We start from the raw sequence: 17040 nt of genomic DNA on the forward strand, positions 1-17040 counted from the left end.
ACAAGGCAACAAATTTTCTGCGGAAAGTGTAAGCAACGCGCCTTTTTTTATTTGCACCCGAATTCGGTGTATCTTCTGCAATCCCTTTAATTTTCGCCTGTCAAATTTTCAGCATGTCTGCATCCGTATCTTTCCGCACCATCAAAACCGCCAGCAATCATTTGTTTGGTCATGCGATTTTAGACAACCCCGAGGCATTGAATGCACTCACTCTGCAGATGATCGACTTGCTCGATCCTCAATTAAAAGCCTGGGCTGAAGACGAATCAATTGCTGGGGTGGTATTGGGCGCAAAAGGCGACAAAGCATTTTGTGCAGGCGGCGATGTAGTGTCACTTCACCACGCCTGCAAACGCGTGGGCGCAGGCCATGTACCCCCTGAAGCTGCCACTTTCTTCGAGCACGAATACCGGCTGGATTACCGCATTCACAACTATCCCAAACCCCTGCTTTGCTGGGCGCATGGCATTGTCATGGGCGGCGGCGTTGGCCTGATGGTCGGTGCTTCGCACCGCGTGGTCAGCCCCAATGCCCGAATCGCCATGCCCGAAGTTCACATTGGCCTGTATCCGGATGTGGGTGGCAGCTGGTTTCTGCAACGCATGCCAAAAAGCACGGGTTTGTTCATGGGCCTGACTGGCGCCATTGTCAATGCAGGAGATGCACTGCAAGGGCAGCTTGCTGACCATGTTATTGCACATGAACATTACAGCGATGTACTTACTGCCATTACAGAAACAGAATGGACTGGTAATGATCTTGCCAACCACGATTTGCTGAGCAAGCTGTTGACGAAGTTCGCCAGCGCAGCACCCACAGGCCTGCTGGAACAACACGCTGAAACCATTGAGGCCATTGTTCAAGCCGATTCACTTGAGGAAATCGCCAACGGACTTCACGAACTGGCTGGGCACTCTGACCCCTGGCTCGCGCGTGCGGGTCAGTCATTCGTTCATGGCTCACCAACTTCTGCGGTGCTGGCCTTCGAGTTGCAAAAAAGGTTGGCTGACGCAAGCCTGGGCGATGTGTTGCGGCTTGAATACCAGGCTGCGTTAGGTTGCTGTGCACACCCGGACTTTGCAGAAGGGGTGCGGGCCTTGCTGGTGGACAAGGACAAATCACCACGCTGGCAAACACTGAATTTTGGTGATGACAACACAGCAGTGGTCGATGAAATCCTGAAACCCAGTTTTGAAGGCCCACACCCCTTGGCTGATCTGGTGTGAATAATTTCGGGTGGAATGATCAGGCTGCCTTGTCTTCCACCAAACCAGTTGTTACAGCATTTCTTAAAAACTGTTTTTCGTAATGTCGGTTGCGGCGCGCCTTCTTGGCCTTGGCGCGCTTGCCGTAACGCTTGTCGACCACCAGTTCATCCAGGTTGGACAACTGATCGGAACTGACAATATCCCGCAGTGAACTTCGCTTTGCCATGTGTACTACCTTTGCTGCTTGTTTGGCGATGGGTGCGCCTTATTGTAAACCGGCACAGACAAGCTCCACGCGCATTCGCAAATCATTTTCCTTAATTGGTGCGCATTTGCATCCATTCAACCGGGGGCCGGGGTAAAAGGGCTACACATTCAACGAGGCAGTACCGTGCAAGGCAAAACCAGAAAACAACTTTTACCTTCCTTGCTGCTCACCAGCGTGCTTGCGGGCCTGCTCACACTCACGGCTTGCAGTTCAGACACCAGCCCTGTAGCCACCAACGCCACAAACACCACGCCACAGGAAGTGCCCTTCACTGGTGCACCCATCATGCTGGACTTGAGTTGCGACCAGGCCACTTACCCCTCTGCAAAAATGCTGCAGTGTGAACTGGGCAATGTAGCCCGCACACTGGAAGCCAATCTGGAGCAACTCAACCCACTGTTTGTCGCGCAGCAAATTCAGCAAACCGGCGCAAACATCCAGTTTCTGCTGCAACGCAGCCTGCAGGACCCCAGCTGGAACCTGCCACCGGCAATCGGCAACAGCCCAGTCACCCCGCTTTGTGCTGCCGGTGCAGGACCTTGCGTGGGCGACCCATTTCGCTACCCTGGCGTGAACGGCCCCGATGGCGATGTGTTTTACACGCAGGAAGCAGAAGTCACACCCGTGGTGTATTACGACCAAGGCTGCGCCCGCATTTCCGGGCAAGTGTGGAAACCCAGAACAACCGGCAACTCAACACTGCCAGCCGTCATCATCAAAAATGGTTCGGTGCAGGCCAATGAAGCCCTGTACTGGTGGGCTGCGCAAGCGCTGGTGCGTGCCGGTTACATGGTGTTGACCAACGATCCACGTGGACAAGGCTTGTCCGACTTCGCTACACCCACCGGCGAGCAGGGCGGCAACGTCAACGGAAAAGTCTTTTACGAAGGCCTGGTCAACGACATTGACTTCCTGATGTCCACACCGGGCAAGCCCTACCCGCATGAACAGCGTTGCACCGGCACCTACCCCACGGCAACCCAGGCATTCAATCCATTTCATGCCCAACTCGACCCCAATCGCATTGGCGCGGCGGGTCATTCTTACGGTGCAGGTGGTGTTAGTTGGGTGCAAAGCTACGGCGCGCCCGACAGCCGACCCTGGCCGGGCTTGCTCAGCCCCACCAACCCGCTGAAAGCCATTGTGGCCTGGGATGCACTGGGCTCAAGAAACACGCCTGCAGCCGCCACGCTGACCAGTCTGATCGACAGCAGCACTGTGAACCGGCTTCCACTTGTCGGCTTGTTGACCATGCCACAAGACGCACCACCCATTAGCCCGCGCGTACCCGCTTTGGGCTTCACCTCGGAATACGGATTCACCCCGGTGCCCTTCGTGCGCAACATGCCACGCGATGAACATCTGGCCGGCTTCAAGGAATGGTCTGCAGCCAATGTGCCTGCCTTCAACATCACGATTGCGGGCAGCACGCACCTGGACTATTCACCGGGTCCCGCGCTGCCTGCAAGCTCCTGGTGCAAGGAAATCAAAAACAACGCCTGCGTGGGCGGGTGGGCTCAACCCATGATCACCCACTACACAGTGGCCTGGTTTGACCGCTTCTTGAAAGTGCCTGGAGAAAAGGGATTCGCAGATGCAGACGCACGCCTGCTGGATGACGCCACATGGGCTGAACGAATGAGCTTTCATTTTGCAAGCGCCAGAAAATTCAGCACCCGGGACGGTCGCAGGGTGGCGACGGAAGACATACGCTTGAGCTACGCAGAGAAATAAATCACGCTGTGAAATAAACCTCGCGACCCGCATCAACAGACAAAGTTGTTGTCGGGTCACTGAGTACATGACCTCAATTCATGACATTCGCCATCAACAAGGCGATGATCTTGAAATATTCTTCCAGTTGCGGCTCGGTGTCCCCCAACCGGTCACCATACAAAAAAGTTTCCCCAAGGCGAACAATGGCGACAGCCAGGGTTTTGACCTGCGGATCACCTTCCTTGAAAGCACGGTACCGGGGCAAATAAACCAGAAGAATATTGATCAGGCGATTTCGTATTGAATATTCGCCAGTGAACAAAACCCTCGCCGCCACCTCGGGTTCATTTTTTACAAAATGAATTTGCCCCTTGTGCGTGCTGACAATTTTCAGGTAACCCTGAATACTCAACATCAGACCGCTCAAGGATGTGCCCGGTATGCCTTTGGCCACCGAGTAAATGATGCGCATCGACAAACGCCACAACACTTCGGCCAGCAAAGCATCCCGACTTCCAAACCACCGGTACAGGGTGGCACGATTCACCTCGCAGATTTGCGCCAACTCGACAAGGTCCACGCGGTGGCACATTTCAAATTGCAGGCAAGCAGCATCCACAACCTGGCTGGCACGCGGGCTAAGCTCCGGCACCTGGCTGAGGAATATGGCCTCAATGGATTTTTCAATTGTTGTTCCCATGCGTTTTTATACCTGAATTCTCGCCAAACCTATTCATCGAAATAAGCAACATTTCTCGCATATGTCGCAATTGTTTACTTTCAAGGTATTTACAAGGCCCGAAATGCAACATATATTTCTTATGTCGCATTTATTAGAAATTGCTCATGAACAATAAAACTGTGTTGTCCCTTCTCCTTGGCGGTGTTGTTTCGCTCTTTGCAGTCAATGCACAAGCCACCGGACCCGTGGGTTTTGCGTTAGACATTGCACGCGACTCGGTGGATGCAGGCCTTTCAATTGCCAGGGATAGTGTTCGCGCTGGCACCCAGATTGCATCCGATGTAGTTTACGCACTGACCGCGGAAGACCGCCGTCAACTGCGCGGCTACTGCCGCAACAACATGGGGCCTTACAGCTCACGTTCGCGCAAGAGGTTACCTGAGGATTGGGAAGAGGAAATTTACGTGTCTGCTCCTGCGCCTCAATTCGTTTACCGGGCCGGCACCAGAGTCCCCAGGTCTGCGCCTGGCATGCGCAATCAACCTCGCACCACTGTGGCATTCAGAATCGAGCAAAGCGTGATTTTGATCGACTCGCGTGAAGGTGTCATTGTGGACATCGTAGGGCTGTGAAATGGACACGGTTCAGGTGAGCTTCCAGATGACCTCCCCCGTTTCAGAACTGTCGAGATTGACCGACAGCGACAGTTCTGAAAGGCTGAATGATGCTTTGAATCATCATCTGTCACCACGGCAAACCCAAGTGCTCTTGCTAATGCTGCAAGGGCACAGCCGATCCGAAATTGCCAAACACTTGAATGTTTCTGCAAGAACTGTCGACACAACTCGGGCAAGAATGATGGTCAAGCTGAAAGCCAAGTCCAACACCGAGTTGGCGATCAAAGCGTTCGAGCTTTGTAACAGCGTCACTGCATAGACAACCTGAAATCAGGGCCTTGAGGAATTCCCGAAATTTGTCGGTACATTAAATCCAGATTAACAAGCCCCTTGAGAATTGTAGTGAGAATCACTATCAATTAGTATTTGGCTCATCGTTTAAGCCATTTCACTACTGTTCTCTGGAGAGTCCTCCCATGTTCGCCCGCAGTACCTCTGAATGCCACCGATCCCGCTCGCCGTTCAAACCCACAGCACTGGCTTTTGCAGCCGCAACTTTGGCACTGTGTAGCCAAGCCGTCAACGCCAACTCGACAGAATCAACGCTCGCTACAGTAGAGGTGATCGGCAGTGAAGAAAATCTGATCAAACTACCCGGGTCTGCAAACATCATTTCGCAGACAGACCTGGACAATTCACGCGCCTTCACAGTGAACGAGGTTTTACGCAAAGTACCTGGGGTGACTGTGCGAGATGAAGAGGGTTTTGGTTTGCGACCCAACATCGCAATTCGCGGCTTGAACCCCACACGCTCCACAAAGGTCACTTTGCTCGAAGATGGTTTGCCTTTGTCCTATGCCCCCTACGGTGACAATGCCAGTTACTACCACCCCATGATCGACCGCTACAGCCGCATTGAAGTGCTCAAAGGGTCGAGCGCCTTGTTGTTTGGTCCGCAAACTGTTGGTGGTGTCATCAACTACATCACCCCCACGCCACGACAGGAGTTTGGTGGCAGTCTGCAAGGTACGTTGGGAAACAGGGACTACTTCAATGGACGAATCGGGTTGGGTGGCGGTGGTTTCAACCTGGACTATGTCCGAAAACAAGGACAAGGCGCACGTGACAACACCAACCATGAACTGGATGACCTCAACCTGAAGTACGCGTTTTCGATTGATGAGCGCAACGCATTGACCTTGCGCGCCAGTTACTATCAGGAAAGATCTCAAGTCACCTACGCCGGACTGACCCAAGCGGAATTCGAACGTTTTGGCGGCCAATACAATCCGTTTGAAAATGACCGATTTGACATCGAGCGGATTGGCACATCTGCCACACACGATTTCTCGCTCAACGACAACGCCACGCTGACCACAAGCATTTACTACTTTCAGTTCGACCGCGACTGGTGGCGCCAGGCCAGTAACAGCCAGGATGCCCAATGCGGCGGCGCATTCAACAACGCACGGTTGGCAGGTCAGGCTGTTGATGTGAACAGCTGCAACTCAAACCAGGGGCGTCTTCGTTACTACGAGACATACGGCATTGAACCACGGTTGACTGTTGCTCACAGTGCGGGCGAATTTCAAGCCGGTGTCAAAGCACACTTTGAAGACCAAGACCGCAGGCAAATCAATGGCAGCAGCCCCACTGCCCGGTCTGGGGTTGTGGTCGAAAACAACCTGCGCAACACACAAGCCTATTCAGCTTTCGTATCCAATCGATTTGACATCAATCAATTCAGCATTACCCCGATTGCCCGCTACGAATCAATTGATGTGGAGCGCCTGAACCAGCTTGATGGCAGCCAGGGTGCAACGCAAATCAGCGCGTTCACTCCGGGTATTGGCGTGACCTGGAACCCCTCACCCACCCTCACGGTATTCTCCAGCTTGCATGAAGGTTTTGCACCGCCACGCGTTGAGGATTTGATTGGTACCGCAGGTACCGTCACGGAAGTTGACGCAGAGCAATCCACCAACTTTGAGGTGGGGGTACGTACCCAACTTGGCGAGACATGGACCTTGCAAAGCGCTTATTTCCGCACCGATTTCAGCAACCTGATTGCAGTGGGGTCCATTGCTGGCGGCGGTACACCCTTGTCACAAGGCAAAGCATTGTTTGAAGGACTTGAAGTGAACGCCAACGGTGAATTGGGCATGGGCTTTCTCGGAAGACTGGCCTACACCTGGCTACCCACAGCAGACCAGACAGAGGCATTCCGGAATGTTTCGAATGGTGCGCTTGTTGGCGTAGAAGGTAACCGCCAACCCTATGCGCCAAGGCACACGCTTACCGCGGCACTTGGCTACCAGCAAGGCAAGCTGCGTAGTGAATTGGAAGCACAGTATGTGGGTCAGCAGTTCTCAGATTTTGCCAACACCGTAGCGCCCACGCCAGACGGACAGCGGGGTGAAATTGATGCCGTAGCCGTGTGGAACATGAGCTTGAATTATCAGTTTGACAAGGCCACGACAGGTTTCTTGAGTGCAAAAAACCTGTTCGACAAAACCTACATCACCGACCGCACACGTGGAATTATTGTAGGAATGCCGAGGCTGTTGCAGGTTGGGGTACGCTACGATTTTTAATCCGGGTTTTGTGTATTGGGGCTATCGATAGCGGTGGATGTCTTTGGCCCTGTATACGCTTACCGACACTGTAACGTCAGCCAATTTCTGATTAAAAACTTCCTTGCTTCCATGCAATTGATACTGAACATTTGACTTGTCAAGGACACCCAGTGTTTCCAGTTTGGATATGTTGCGGTAGTAGAAGTAATTGTCGCTGACAGAATCTGGAAGTGTGTTGTTGGCCACTGTCAATTTCACGAACACCCAACAGTCTTGAACTATTGCATCCCAGTTCTTGTCTGCAGCGTCTTTCATTGCGTATTCAAAGGCGCCGTCAGACGTGAAATAAATCACCTCATTGGATTTGTCCAAGCAGGAGGTTGTTTGATTCAGAATTTGAGTGCTCGAACTCAAGAGCAAAGTAGCGGAGTGGGACGGAACGACCTTCTTTGGAGTTAACGCCTCAAGTTCCAGCCTCTTTTTCTCGATCGCCAAACGTTCATGCTCTTTGTGCTGACCAAAATTGTTTTGAGAAATCCTGTTCTGAGCAGAAACAGCTGAATGCCCGAGCAAACAAATCGTCAACGCGCCTAAAAAACATTTACCAAAAAAATTCATTCTTCTATCTGCCTATAAATTTACTGAGTTGCCACAAGTCCACTGAAGTGACTGGTATCCCCATACGCCATGTCTTCTGGCGAATACGCTTCCTTGAGCCTCTTTTTGATGAAATTCGCGACTTCAAAATGTTCAGGCTTGTAGCGAACATTTTGAGCCTGAGGGAAATTCATGATCAGATCACTCCAGATCATGTCCACTTTTTGGGGCTCTTTCTCCAAGCTTTCAAGCACTGAATAGGCCAACTCGGATCGCCCGGCTCCGGCATCCCGAATGTGCTCCAGGAAAGACAATGGAAAATATGCATCGTGCAGAACTTTTCCGTCTTTGATTCTTTGCTCGTTGCCATCAAGCAGCACAACACGGCCGCTGGAATGCAGTGCAAATCTCAGTTGAATTACCTCCTCGACATCGAACAAGTCGAGGCAGTGGTGTTTGTATTCAATAGAATTCAAACAAACTGAAGTCCGTAGTTTTGCATTGAAGGCCGTACGGGTCACACTGTGGCACTTCGCTGTAACCGCAGTAAAGTCCGGGTACTCGTTCTCCAACGTCCAGTCAACGCTTGCACAATCCCAATACTTGAGCTGATCTTCGATAGGAACTGGACCCCATGCTTCAAGTGATCCGAAACGCACGTTAGAAATTGAAGTCTCGGAATCGCATCCAGCAACCAGACAACTGAGTGCAAACAACCCCAAAACTTGTATAAAACGACGCGCCATCTTCCAACCTGAGTAAATTCAAACTTGGCTGGAGTATGGGTGTGTGATCATCTACGGTCGATAGAGAGTATTGCTAGAAGATTAAGTAAAATTGACATTTATTTATCATTTGACACAATTTTTCACGTTGATGATCGCGAAAGTATTGTTTTCAGTCACTGTTAGCGGGATAACTATTAAACTTTATTGTTAATTGTTAAGCGCGATAATTATTAACAATACAATTTTGTAGGTATTTTTGGGACAAGATTTACCGGTGCAATTCATCAAATTACCTTCAAATTGAGATGCAGGCAGAATTTTGAGCAATTGGTCGGGAAGTTGTAAGGGTTGAGACCAAGGAATACACATCTACTTTGTGTGCGGTTGAAAAAATAGATATGTCGACGATCATACATTTCGCACGTCACGATTTCGATCCGGTTTTTCATTGTCAAAACTTTGGGCCAGAAAACACCATAAAAAAAAGGACCTAGCGGATCACTCACGCTAAGTCCTTGATTTTATTTGGGGCGATGTATGGGGCTCGAACCCACGACCCATGGAATCACAATCCATTGCTCTACCAACTGAGCTAACACCGCCACCGTAAACTGGTACTAAAATTATTGGCCTGCCCGGAGGGGTTCGAACCCCCGACCCTCGGCTTAGAAGGCCGATGCTCTATCCAACTGAGCTACGGGCAGAATTTGCATTGTAACTCGAACACAGGAATGGGTATAAAGCGCCCATTTGGCAAGGATAGAACATCCTTAAAATTCGGTGGTCGGGGCAGAAGGATTCGAACCCTCGACCCTCTGGTCCCAAACCAGATGCGCTACCAGACTGCGCTATGCCCCGACAAAGAAGCGGAATTTTAAGGCTATTACAAGGTTTCGTCAAGCACCTCTGTCACTTTTACTCAATCTTTGGCAAAGCCAAAAGAATACGCTCAACCAACTTATCCGCCACATCCCGATCCGCAGTTTCCACCATCACACGCAACACAGGCTCCGTACCCGATGGGCGAATCAACAAACGGCCATTCGCACCCAGATCAGCCCTTACTTGTTCACACACACCCTGCACCTTGATGTCACTGGCCCAGTCGTAGCCCACAGGCAAACGCGCATTTTTCAGAACCTGCGGCAACATGGCAACCGGCATCAAGATGTCCCCCAAGGGCTTGTCCAAATTGCGAACGGCGCGTAGCACCTGCAAAGCGCTGACAATGCCGTCGCCAGTGGAATGGCGATCCAATACCAACAAGTGGCCAGAACTCTCACCGCCCAGTTGCCAGCCATTGGCTTGCAACTTCTCAAACACGTAGCGGTCACCGACCTTGGCGCGTTCAAACGGCACACCCAGCTTGCCCAGTGTTAACTCAAGGCCCAAATTGGTCATCAAGGTGCCCACTACCCCGTCGACCTTGCCCTGCATGTGCAAACGCTCGGCCACCAGCGCGAAAAGAAGTTCGTCACCGTTGTAGACACGCCCCGTGCCGTCCACGCAGATCAACCTGTCTGCATCGCCGTCCAGCGCGAAACCGTAATCGGCCCTGTGTTCCAGCACCGCTTTGGCAACGAAGTCGGGATAGGTGGCACCCACGCCCCGGTTGATGTTCAAACCATCCGGCTGGTCCGCCAGCACCACCACGTCTGCACCCAGTTCACGGAAAACGGCTGGCGCAATTTGATAGGCCGCACCGTTGGCGCAATCCACCACAATTTTCAGACCACGCAAGTGCTTGTCGCGCGGAAAAGTACCCTTGCAAAACTCGATGTAGCGGCCCGCCGCATCATTCAAACGCTTCGCTTTTCCAAGCTCTTCTGAAGACTTGCAAGGTGCATCCAAGGCCAACTGCGCTTCAATTTCCATTTCCCAGGCGTCGGGCAGCTTGGTGCCTTCGCCTGAAAAAAACTTGATTCCGTTGTCCTGGTAGGGGTTGTGCGAAGCACTGATCACCACGCCGGCCGACATGTTCAAGGCACGCGCCAAATACGCCACACCTGCTGTGGGCATGGGTCCCACCATGACCACATCCACACCAACGGATGTGAAACCCGCCTCAAGGCAAGACTCCAGCAAGTAGCCGCTGACGCGGGTGTCCTTGCCAATCAAAACTCGGGGCCGACGGCCATCGGTTTCGTACTTGCCCAGCACCGTGCCGGCAGCCTGCCCCAAGCGCAAAACAAAATCAGGAACCATCGGGGACTGGCCCACTGTGCCGCGAATACCGTCTGTACCAAAATATTGTCTGCTCATGGCGAATCGTCTTTGTTTAGGGTGAATTGTGTATCGGGGAGATTTTACGGCAAGCACACACAGTGAAGCGGCAAATCTGTAATCAAGTGCGACCCAAGTAATCAATCTTGCTCAAGCGACAAAAACTCTCCAGATGTTCCGGGCTGTCCAGCCCATAAACCCCTAGGTCAGAACCTGGCGAATACAAGGCCTGAATTCGCTCATTGGAACGCTGCTGCAACCAACCAAATTCAGATTGTCTTTTTGCTTCTAGGTCAGGGCGCCAGTGCTGCCCTGCATGCTGTTGGCCAACAGGCTGGTACAAGTGATACAAGGGAATAAGCCGGTGTTTTGGATGAAACACCTGATAACCTTTTGCATGCGCGCGCAAAGACAAACTTTGCTCTTCACCGCGAAAATAAAGATAGGGGTCGTAAGGCACATCCATGACAAACCGCCCCAAGGTAAACATGAAACCTGCCGCAACATGACAGCCCGGCAAATGATCAAGTTCGCTGTTTTCCTTGAACACACGAAACCGCAATACAGCGCGCTGTGCAGTCAATTCACTGCCCGGATCGCGGTCAATCCGGAAAATCTCGTCTGATTTGGCGGGCTCATCTGCAACAGCCCTACCCTGTGAATCAAACTTGAATCCTGGTGGGTAGGTGCTGATCAAAGGCTTGGCGTGCGAATTCTTTAAATGCTCAAGTTGACCAACCAACGACTCATCCCAAGCTTCGTCAAACAGGGTGTGTGAATCAATTTGTAGCAAGTAATCCTGATCGTTGTACAGCGAGAAAGCGATTGAGCGTGCCCAACTGACGCCCTTGGAGTCGACTGGAGACAGGCCAACATAATTGATCTGCTTTCTTGTTGAAAGCTTGTCCAACCAGACGGGATTCAATTCATCGGACTGATCCACCAAACCTACAAAAATGCGCTCAGGGTACGCTGCCTTGGAAAACAACTGCTCCACGGTCCACTGCAAATGCGGCTCACAAAATGCAGCCACGCTGACGAAAATAGAGGGACGCTGAATTGCCTTGAGATGAGTCATGACAAGGTTAGCGCCGACCACACTTTCAAAGCGTCAGCAGTTTCGCGCACATCATGAACGCGCACAACCGCAGCCCCCTGTTGCGCGGCATATATAGCAGCCGCCACAGAGCCGGACACACGCGCTGCCGGGTCAGTTTGCCCGGTCAAATCGGCGATCATCCGCTTGCGCGACACACCGACCAACACCCCTGCCCCGAGGGCGGAAAACTGTTCAGTGGCCCGCAGTAAATCAATGTTGTGCTGCAAGGTTTTTCCGAAACCAAAACCGGGATCCACCAAAATACGGTTTGCAGCAACGCCCAGTTGTTCAAGATCAGCTATTCTGAATTTCAGAAAGTCAGCTACCTCATCCACTACATGGGTGTAGACCGGTGAATCCTGCATGGTGCGTGGCTCGCCTTTCATGTGCATCACCACAGCACCTGCAGCAGATTGGGTCAACACCTGCTCTGCCCCTTCGTCCCGAAACCCGTTCACATCGTTCAGGATATCTGCACCCAGATCAACGGCCCGAGCCATCACGGTGGCCTTCATCGTGTCGATCGACACGGGCACATTCCAGCTGATCAGTTCACGCAGCACATCGGAAACGCGGACCCATTCTTCATCAACGTCCACCCCGGCGGCACCTGGCCTTGTTGATTCTCCACCGACATCCAGAATATTCGCACCTGATTCAAGCAGTTGGCGGGCATGATCAATTGCCTTTAAGGTGTGAAAGAATTTGCCACCATCCGAAAACGAATCTGGCGTGACATTCACAATACCCATGATCAGCGGCTTGCCCTGCGTCAATTCAAGTTCAAATCGCCCAGCTTTCCAGATTCGGCTCATGCAGTGCCTTACGTTGAATGTGAACGGTCATTTTACTTCTTTTACCCAAGCGGATGCCCTCTTCGTTTGCTCAGGCGGATGCCCTCTTCGTTTGCTCAGGCCGATGCCCTCTTCGTTTGCTCAGGCGGATGCCCTCTTCGTTTGCTCAGGCCGATGCCCTCTTCGTTTGCTCAGGCGGATGCCCTCTTCGTTTGCTCAGGCGGATGCCCTCTTCGTTTGCTCAGGCGGATGCCCTCTTCGTTTGCTCAGGCGGATGCCCTCTTCGTTTGCTCAGGCGGATGCCCTCTTCGTTTGCTCAGGCGGATGCCCTCTTCGTTTGCTCAGGCGCAGTCCCACTTCCGCCGGAAAGCCTGTATTTCCCTTTTTGAATTCACACTGACTCACCGTGGTTCGGCAAAAGGGATGGCCGAACCCGGTGTTGGCTTGCAGCCGAACGTGGCGTGTGAATTCAAAACGGGCAGGCTTTCCTGAATGGCGGTGCGAGGGCAATGCTGCCTTCGCAAACTTGAGGGGGCTGCGCCTGCTAACAGAGCTGGCTGCGACCCCTCGACCGCCTGCCGACGATCTGCGGTCTACGGTCTGCGGTCTGCGGTCTGCGGTCTGCGGCGTTCATTGAATCGCCAGCCCTTTCTCCGGCGCAAGTTCGCAGCCTGTGAGGTGTTCGTTTGCTGCATTATCTTGCCGATTCAGGGCAAGGCTTCCCGGCTGATTCGCAGCGAGGGGCGATTGCGCTAGCAATCGATGCGAGGACGCCATTGCGTCTCGCATGCCCCAAGCCAGAATCAACAAGACGGGAAACAAGCCTTGTCCAAGGCAAGATGAGCAGCAACGAACACCGAAAGAGGCTCGCTAAAAAAAACCGCCGGTCGAAACCAGCGGTTTTTCAAATCAAACAGCAATCACAAAGGCTTAGTCAGCCTTCACGCTCATCGCAGCAGGTGCGGGCTGTGCAGCAGGCACCACCTTCTCACCACCACCGCTGGAGCTTGGGCTTCCACCTGTCGGGGGCGTACTGCTGCCACCTGAAGAGGGTGGACGTGGGTTGTTGCCGTCCATGATGTCGTTGATCTGGTCTGCATCAATGGTTTCCCATTCCAGCAAGGTCTTGGCCATCAGGTGAACCTTGTCACGGTTCTGGTCAAGAATGTCCCAGGCCACTTTGTACTGGGAATCAATAATCTTGCGGATCTCTGCGTCCACCATCTGCATGGTGCGTTCAGACATGTGCGTGGTCTTGGTCACTGAACGGCCCAGGAACACCTCACCTTCGTTTTCAGCATATACGACCGGACCCAAAGCTTCGGTCATGCCGTAACGCGTCACCATGTCACGGGCAATGGCTGTGGCACGTTCGAAGTCATTCGATGCACCAGTGGTCATCTGGTTCATGAAAATTTCTTCGGCAATGCGGCCACCAAACAGCACGGCAATGGTACACAGCATGCGTTCCTTGTCCATGCTGTAGCGGTCACCTTCCGGCAACTGCATGGTTACACCCAAGGCACGTCCGCGCGGAATAATCGTAACCTTGTGCACTGGGTCGGTCTTGCTCATCAACTTGGCCACAATCGCATGGCCAGATTCATGGTATGCCGTGTTGCGGCGTTCCTCTTCAGGCATCACCATGCTGCGGCGTTCTGCGCCCATCATGATCTTGTCTTTGGCTTTTTCGAAGTCGTTCATTTCCACTACACGGCCGTTGCGGCGTGCAGCAAACAGGGCCGCTTCGTTCACCAAATTGGCCAAGTCAGCACCGGAGAAACCAGGGCAGCCACGGGCCAACACAGATGCATTCACATCAGGGGACATCGGAATTTTGCGCATGTGCACTTTCAGGATCTGCTCACGGCCGCGGATATCGGGCAGGCTGACCACCACCTGGCGGTCAAAACGACCTGGGCGCAGCAAGGCTGGATCCAGCACGTCAGGGCGGTTTGTAGCCGCAATCACGATAATGGCCTGGTCAGTCGAAAAACCGTCCATCTCGACCAGCATCTGGTTCAATGTCTGTTCGCGTTCGTCGTTACCACCGCCCAAACCGGCACCACGCTGGCGACCCACCGCATCAATTTCATCAATGAAAATAATGCAGGGGGCCTGCTTTTTGGCTTGTTCAAACATGTCACGAACACGGGCAGCGCCCACACCCACGAACATTTCCACGAAATCGGAACCGGAAATTGCGAAGAACGGCACCTTGGCTTCACCCGCAATAGCCTTGGCCAACAGGGTTTTACCTGTTCCAGGTGAACCCACCATCAGCACGCCACGGGGAATGCGGCCGCCCAGTTTCTGAAATCTTGATGGATCTTTCAGGAAGTCCACCATCTCCTGTACATCTTCTTTGGCTTCATCGCAACCAGCCACATCAGCGAAAGTCACCGGGTTGGTGCTCTCATCCAGCAGCTTGGCGCGGCTTTTGCCGAAGCTGAACGCACCGCCTTTGCCGCCACCCTGCATTTGACGCATGAAGAAAATCCACACACCAATCAGCAAGATCATGGGGAACCAGCTGACAAACAGGCTCATCAACAACGATGGCTCTTCATCAGGCTTGGCGCGAACCTGCACGCCATATTTCAGCAAGTCACCGACCATCCAGATGTCGCCAGGCGAGTAAACCACGCGCTCACGGTCATCGGTTGTCAAGGCACGCACCGTGCGACCCTCAACGATCACGCTCTTGATGCGCCCGTTTTGCGCATCTTGCATGAACTCGGAATAGGTCATCTCGTTAGAACGTGTTTGCTGGCCTTCAAACTGCTTGAAGACCGTGAACAGCACCAACGCTACAACCAACCACACTGCTGCTTTTGAAAACGAATTATTCAATGCCACTTCTCCTCGAGGACTCTGACCACACCCTATGGAAATGGGGGCAGGTTGTCCATTTTAAACCCAAGCCGTTGAATTGCGCCATCACACTAATTCATGATGGGGATTAACAATACCAATTCCCGGGTAAATTTGCTGCTGATAACCTATTTAAGACCCTTGCAAAGCAAAAAGGTTTCACGCGAACGGTCCCTTGAGGCCTTTGGTTTGCGCGGTGAAACACTTTTAAACACTTGTTTCATCTGGTGCACCACATTGCTGTAGGAAGACCCGTGAAAAATCTTCACGATCAACGCGCCATTGGGCTTTAGGTGGTTCAAGGCAAACTCGATGGCCAGTTCACAGACATGCTCAATCCGAGCCGAATCGGCCGCAGCTACCCCGGAAAGGTTAGGTGCCATGTCGGAAACCACCAAATCCAGCTTTTCGCCACCCAGGCGCTGATTCAGGTCTTCAAGTACCGCATCGTCGCGAAAATCCCCTTGAATGAATTCAACACCCGCAATAGGTTCCATTGGAAGCAGATCCAGTGCGATAATACGGCCATTGATGACGCCACCCGGCCCTACCAAGGCTTCCCGAAGCACCTGCGACCAGCTACCTGGCGCACTGCCCAGGTCGACCACCTTGATGCCCGGCTTCAACAACCCTTCCGGCTCGGCAATTTCCTTCAGTTTGAAGGCAGCACGGGCGCGGTAACCCGCATTCGTGGCCATTTTCACGTAAGGGTCGTTGATGTGATCATGCAACCAGTTTTTATTGAGTTTCTTCTTTTTAGCCACCGATTACCCAACCGAGTGAAAAATTAATATGACGGACACCATTGCTGTAACCCTGACACCTGCCGAAAAAAAGGCCCTCAAAGCCCAGGCCCATGCGTTGGATCCGGTGGTTCTGATTGGCGACAAGGGTTTGACACCCAATGTTGTCAAGGAAATTGACATGAACCTGAATGCCCACGGGCTGATCAAGGTTCGTGTAGCCGGCGACGACCGCGAGGCGCGCCTTGAGTATGCACAAACCATTTGCACTGAAACTGGTGCGGCACTGGTTCAACACATTGGCAAACTGTTGGTGCTGTTCCGCCCTAAGGCTGAAGACACCGAGAAAGCCAAGGCAAAAAGCCGACCAAGACCCAAGGGACCGCGCCAGACCAAGCGCCAGTTCGCCTCCAAAGATTGATTACACCCCGGTTGACACTGCAGCCGGTTTGACACCAAACCGGCTTAAACCCCACACCAGCGCACCAATCATCTTGATGGAATACAGTACGCTCGATGCGGCATGCATGTTTCCGAACTGGCTGCGCAAGGTTGCCAGGGCATCACCCTCAAGCCCGGCCATGGCAGCCCGCAAGCTTTCCATGTGGGGCTGAAGCCAGGCCAGCTCGAACACACTGACAACCAGGATCACGGCCATCAGTATATTCACCTTCAGGCCAGCCCGAAATTCACCTGCGAAATTCGACAGCGCCAGCAATACCCCGCTGGTCACCAGGGAATACAAGGTCAGCATGTAAAACAGCCGACCTGCCACCAAACCGGCTTCCGGGCGGGGTAGCCACTTGAACAAGCCTGGCGCAACCAGAATGGCCATGAACCACAAAGCACCGAGCCATATGGCCCAGAACACCAGTTCCGCACTCCGAAAACCACGCCAAGTCATTGTTCGTGCAC

At 52.8% G+C, this 17040-nt stretch carries 16 protein-coding genes and 3 tRNA genes; 6 read left to right on the plus strand and 13 right to left on the minus strand.

Features of this window, described 5'->3' with window-relative positions; genetic code table 11:
• The first annotated feature begins 113 nt into the window (after window positions 1-113).
• On the plus strand, window positions 114-1226 hold the full coding sequence (locus RGQ30_RS11940) for an enoyl-CoA hydratase/isomerase family protein (RefSeq protein WP_130555705.1): 1113 nt from the start codon (window positions 114-116) through the stop codon (window positions 1224-1226).
• Between the two features lie 19 nt (window positions 1227-1245).
• Here RGQ30_RS11940 and RGQ30_RS11945 read toward each other — a convergent pair whose 3' ends face one another.
• Window positions 1246-1434, minus strand: coding sequence for a hypothetical protein (locus RGQ30_RS11945; RefSeq protein WP_130555704.1), 189 nt, complete (start codon window positions 1432-1434; stop codon window positions 1246-1248).
• 165 nt (window positions 1435-1599) lie between these two features.
• Between RGQ30_RS11945 and RGQ30_RS11950 the strand changes: the two genes are divergently transcribed.
• On the plus strand, window positions 1600-3210 hold the full coding sequence (locus RGQ30_RS11950; protein WP_130555703.1) for an alpha/beta hydrolase family protein: 1611 nt from the start codon (window positions 1600-1602) through the stop codon (window positions 3208-3210).
• A 73-nt stretch (window positions 3211-3283) separates the two neighbouring features.
• Here RGQ30_RS11950 and RGQ30_RS11955 read toward each other — a convergent pair whose 3' ends face one another.
• The gene (locus RGQ30_RS11955) at window positions 3284-3892 is read right to left on the minus strand and encodes a QsdR family transcriptional regulator (protein ID WP_130555702.1); all 609 of its coding nucleotides are present in this window, start codon (window positions 3890-3892) and stop codon (window positions 3284-3286) included.
• Window positions 3893-4038: 146 nt separating this feature from the next.
• Between RGQ30_RS11955 and RGQ30_RS11960 the strand changes: the two genes are divergently transcribed.
• The 3 genes from RGQ30_RS11960 (at window position 4039) to RGQ30_RS11970 (ending at window position 7085) form a co-directional block, all read left to right on the plus strand.
• The gene (locus tag RGQ30_RS11960) at window positions 4039-4506 is read left to right on the plus strand and encodes a hypothetical protein (protein ID WP_130555701.1); all 468 of its coding nucleotides are present in this window, start codon (window positions 4039-4041) and stop codon (window positions 4504-4506) included.
• Window position 4507: 1 nt separating this feature from the next.
• Complete coding sequence (locus RGQ30_RS11965) at window positions 4508-4810, plus strand: response regulator transcription factor (RefSeq protein WP_130555700.1); 303 nt, start codon at window positions 4508-4510, stop codon at window positions 4808-4810.
• Between the two features lie 157 nt (window positions 4811-4967).
• Window positions 4968-7085, plus strand: a complete 2118-nt coding sequence (locus RGQ30_RS11970; RefSeq protein ID WP_130555699.1) for a TonB-dependent receptor family protein — start codon at window positions 4968-4970, stop codon at window positions 7083-7085.
• Window positions 7086-7106: 21 nt separating this feature from the next.
• Here RGQ30_RS11970 and RGQ30_RS11975 read toward each other — a convergent pair whose 3' ends face one another.
• The 10 genes from RGQ30_RS11975 to RGQ30_RS12020 form a co-directional block, all read right to left on the minus strand.
• On the minus strand, window positions 7107-7685 hold the full coding sequence (locus RGQ30_RS11975) for a hypothetical protein (protein ID WP_130555698.1): 579 nt from the start codon (window positions 7683-7685) through the stop codon (window positions 7107-7109).
• 20 nt (window positions 7686-7705) lie between these two features.
• Complete coding sequence (locus RGQ30_RS11980) at window positions 7706-8410, minus strand: hypothetical protein (protein WP_130555697.1); 705 nt, start codon at window positions 8408-8410, stop codon at window positions 7706-7708.
• A gap of 508 nt (window positions 8411-8918) precedes the next feature.
• Window positions 8919-8994: transfer RNA gene (locus RGQ30_RS11985), tRNA-His, on the minus strand.
• A gap of 25 nt (window positions 8995-9019) precedes the next feature.
• Window positions 9020-9096, minus strand: a tRNA-Arg gene (locus RGQ30_RS11990).
• Window positions 9097-9173: 77 nt separating this feature from the next.
• Window positions 9174-9250 (minus strand) — tRNA-Pro (locus RGQ30_RS11995).
• Window positions 9251-9307: 57 nt separating this feature from the next.
• Entirely contained in the window at window positions 9308-10654 is a 1347-nt protein-coding gene (gene glmM, locus RGQ30_RS12000) for a phosphoglucosamine mutase (protein ID WP_130555696.1), read from the minus strand.
• Between the two features lie 82 nt (window positions 10655-10736).
• On the minus strand, window positions 10737-11693 hold the full coding sequence (locus RGQ30_RS12005) for a GlcNAc-transferase family protein (protein WP_130555695.1): 957 nt from the start codon (window positions 11691-11693) through the stop codon (window positions 10737-10739).
• Window positions 11690-12529, minus strand: coding sequence for a dihydropteroate synthase (gene folP, locus RGQ30_RS12010; RefSeq protein WP_130555694.1), 840 nt, complete (start codon window positions 12527-12529; stop codon window positions 11690-11692). The genes RGQ30_RS12005 and folP overlap by 4 nt, the downstream gene beginning before the upstream one ends.
• A 909-nt stretch (window positions 12530-13438) precedes the next feature.
• Complete coding sequence (gene ftsH / locus RGQ30_RS12015) at window positions 13439-15361, minus strand: ATP-dependent zinc metalloprotease FtsH (RefSeq protein WP_298216485.1); 1923 nt, start codon at window positions 15359-15361, stop codon at window positions 13439-13441.
• A 149-nt stretch (window positions 15362-15510) separates the two neighbouring features.
• Entirely contained in the window at window positions 15511-16146 is a 636-nt protein-coding gene (locus RGQ30_RS12020; protein ID WP_130557992.1) for an RlmE family RNA methyltransferase, read from the minus strand.
• Between the two features lie 28 nt (window positions 16147-16174).
• On the opposite strand from RGQ30_RS12020, the gene yhbY reads away from it, so the two are divergent.
• A complete protein-coding gene (yhbY, locus tag RGQ30_RS12025) occupies window positions 16175-16546 on the plus strand; it encodes a ribosome assembly RNA-binding protein YhbY (RefSeq protein WP_130557991.1) in 372 nt (123 codons plus the stop codon).
• On the opposite strand, the gene RGQ30_RS12030 is transcribed toward yhbY, so the two are convergent.
• Window positions 16547-17029 carry a DUF4149 domain-containing protein gene (locus RGQ30_RS12030; protein ID WP_130557990.1) on the minus strand — a complete coding sequence of 161 codons (483 nt, stop codon included), beginning with the start codon at window positions 17027-17029 and terminating at the stop codon, window positions 16547-16549.
• Window positions 17030-17040: the final 11 nt, after the last annotated feature.

This window comes from Limnobacter thiooxidans (genome assembly GCF_036323495.1).
Taxonomy (GTDB): domain Bacteria; phylum Pseudomonadota; class Gammaproteobacteria; order Burkholderiales; family Burkholderiaceae_B; genus Limnobacter; species Limnobacter thiooxidans.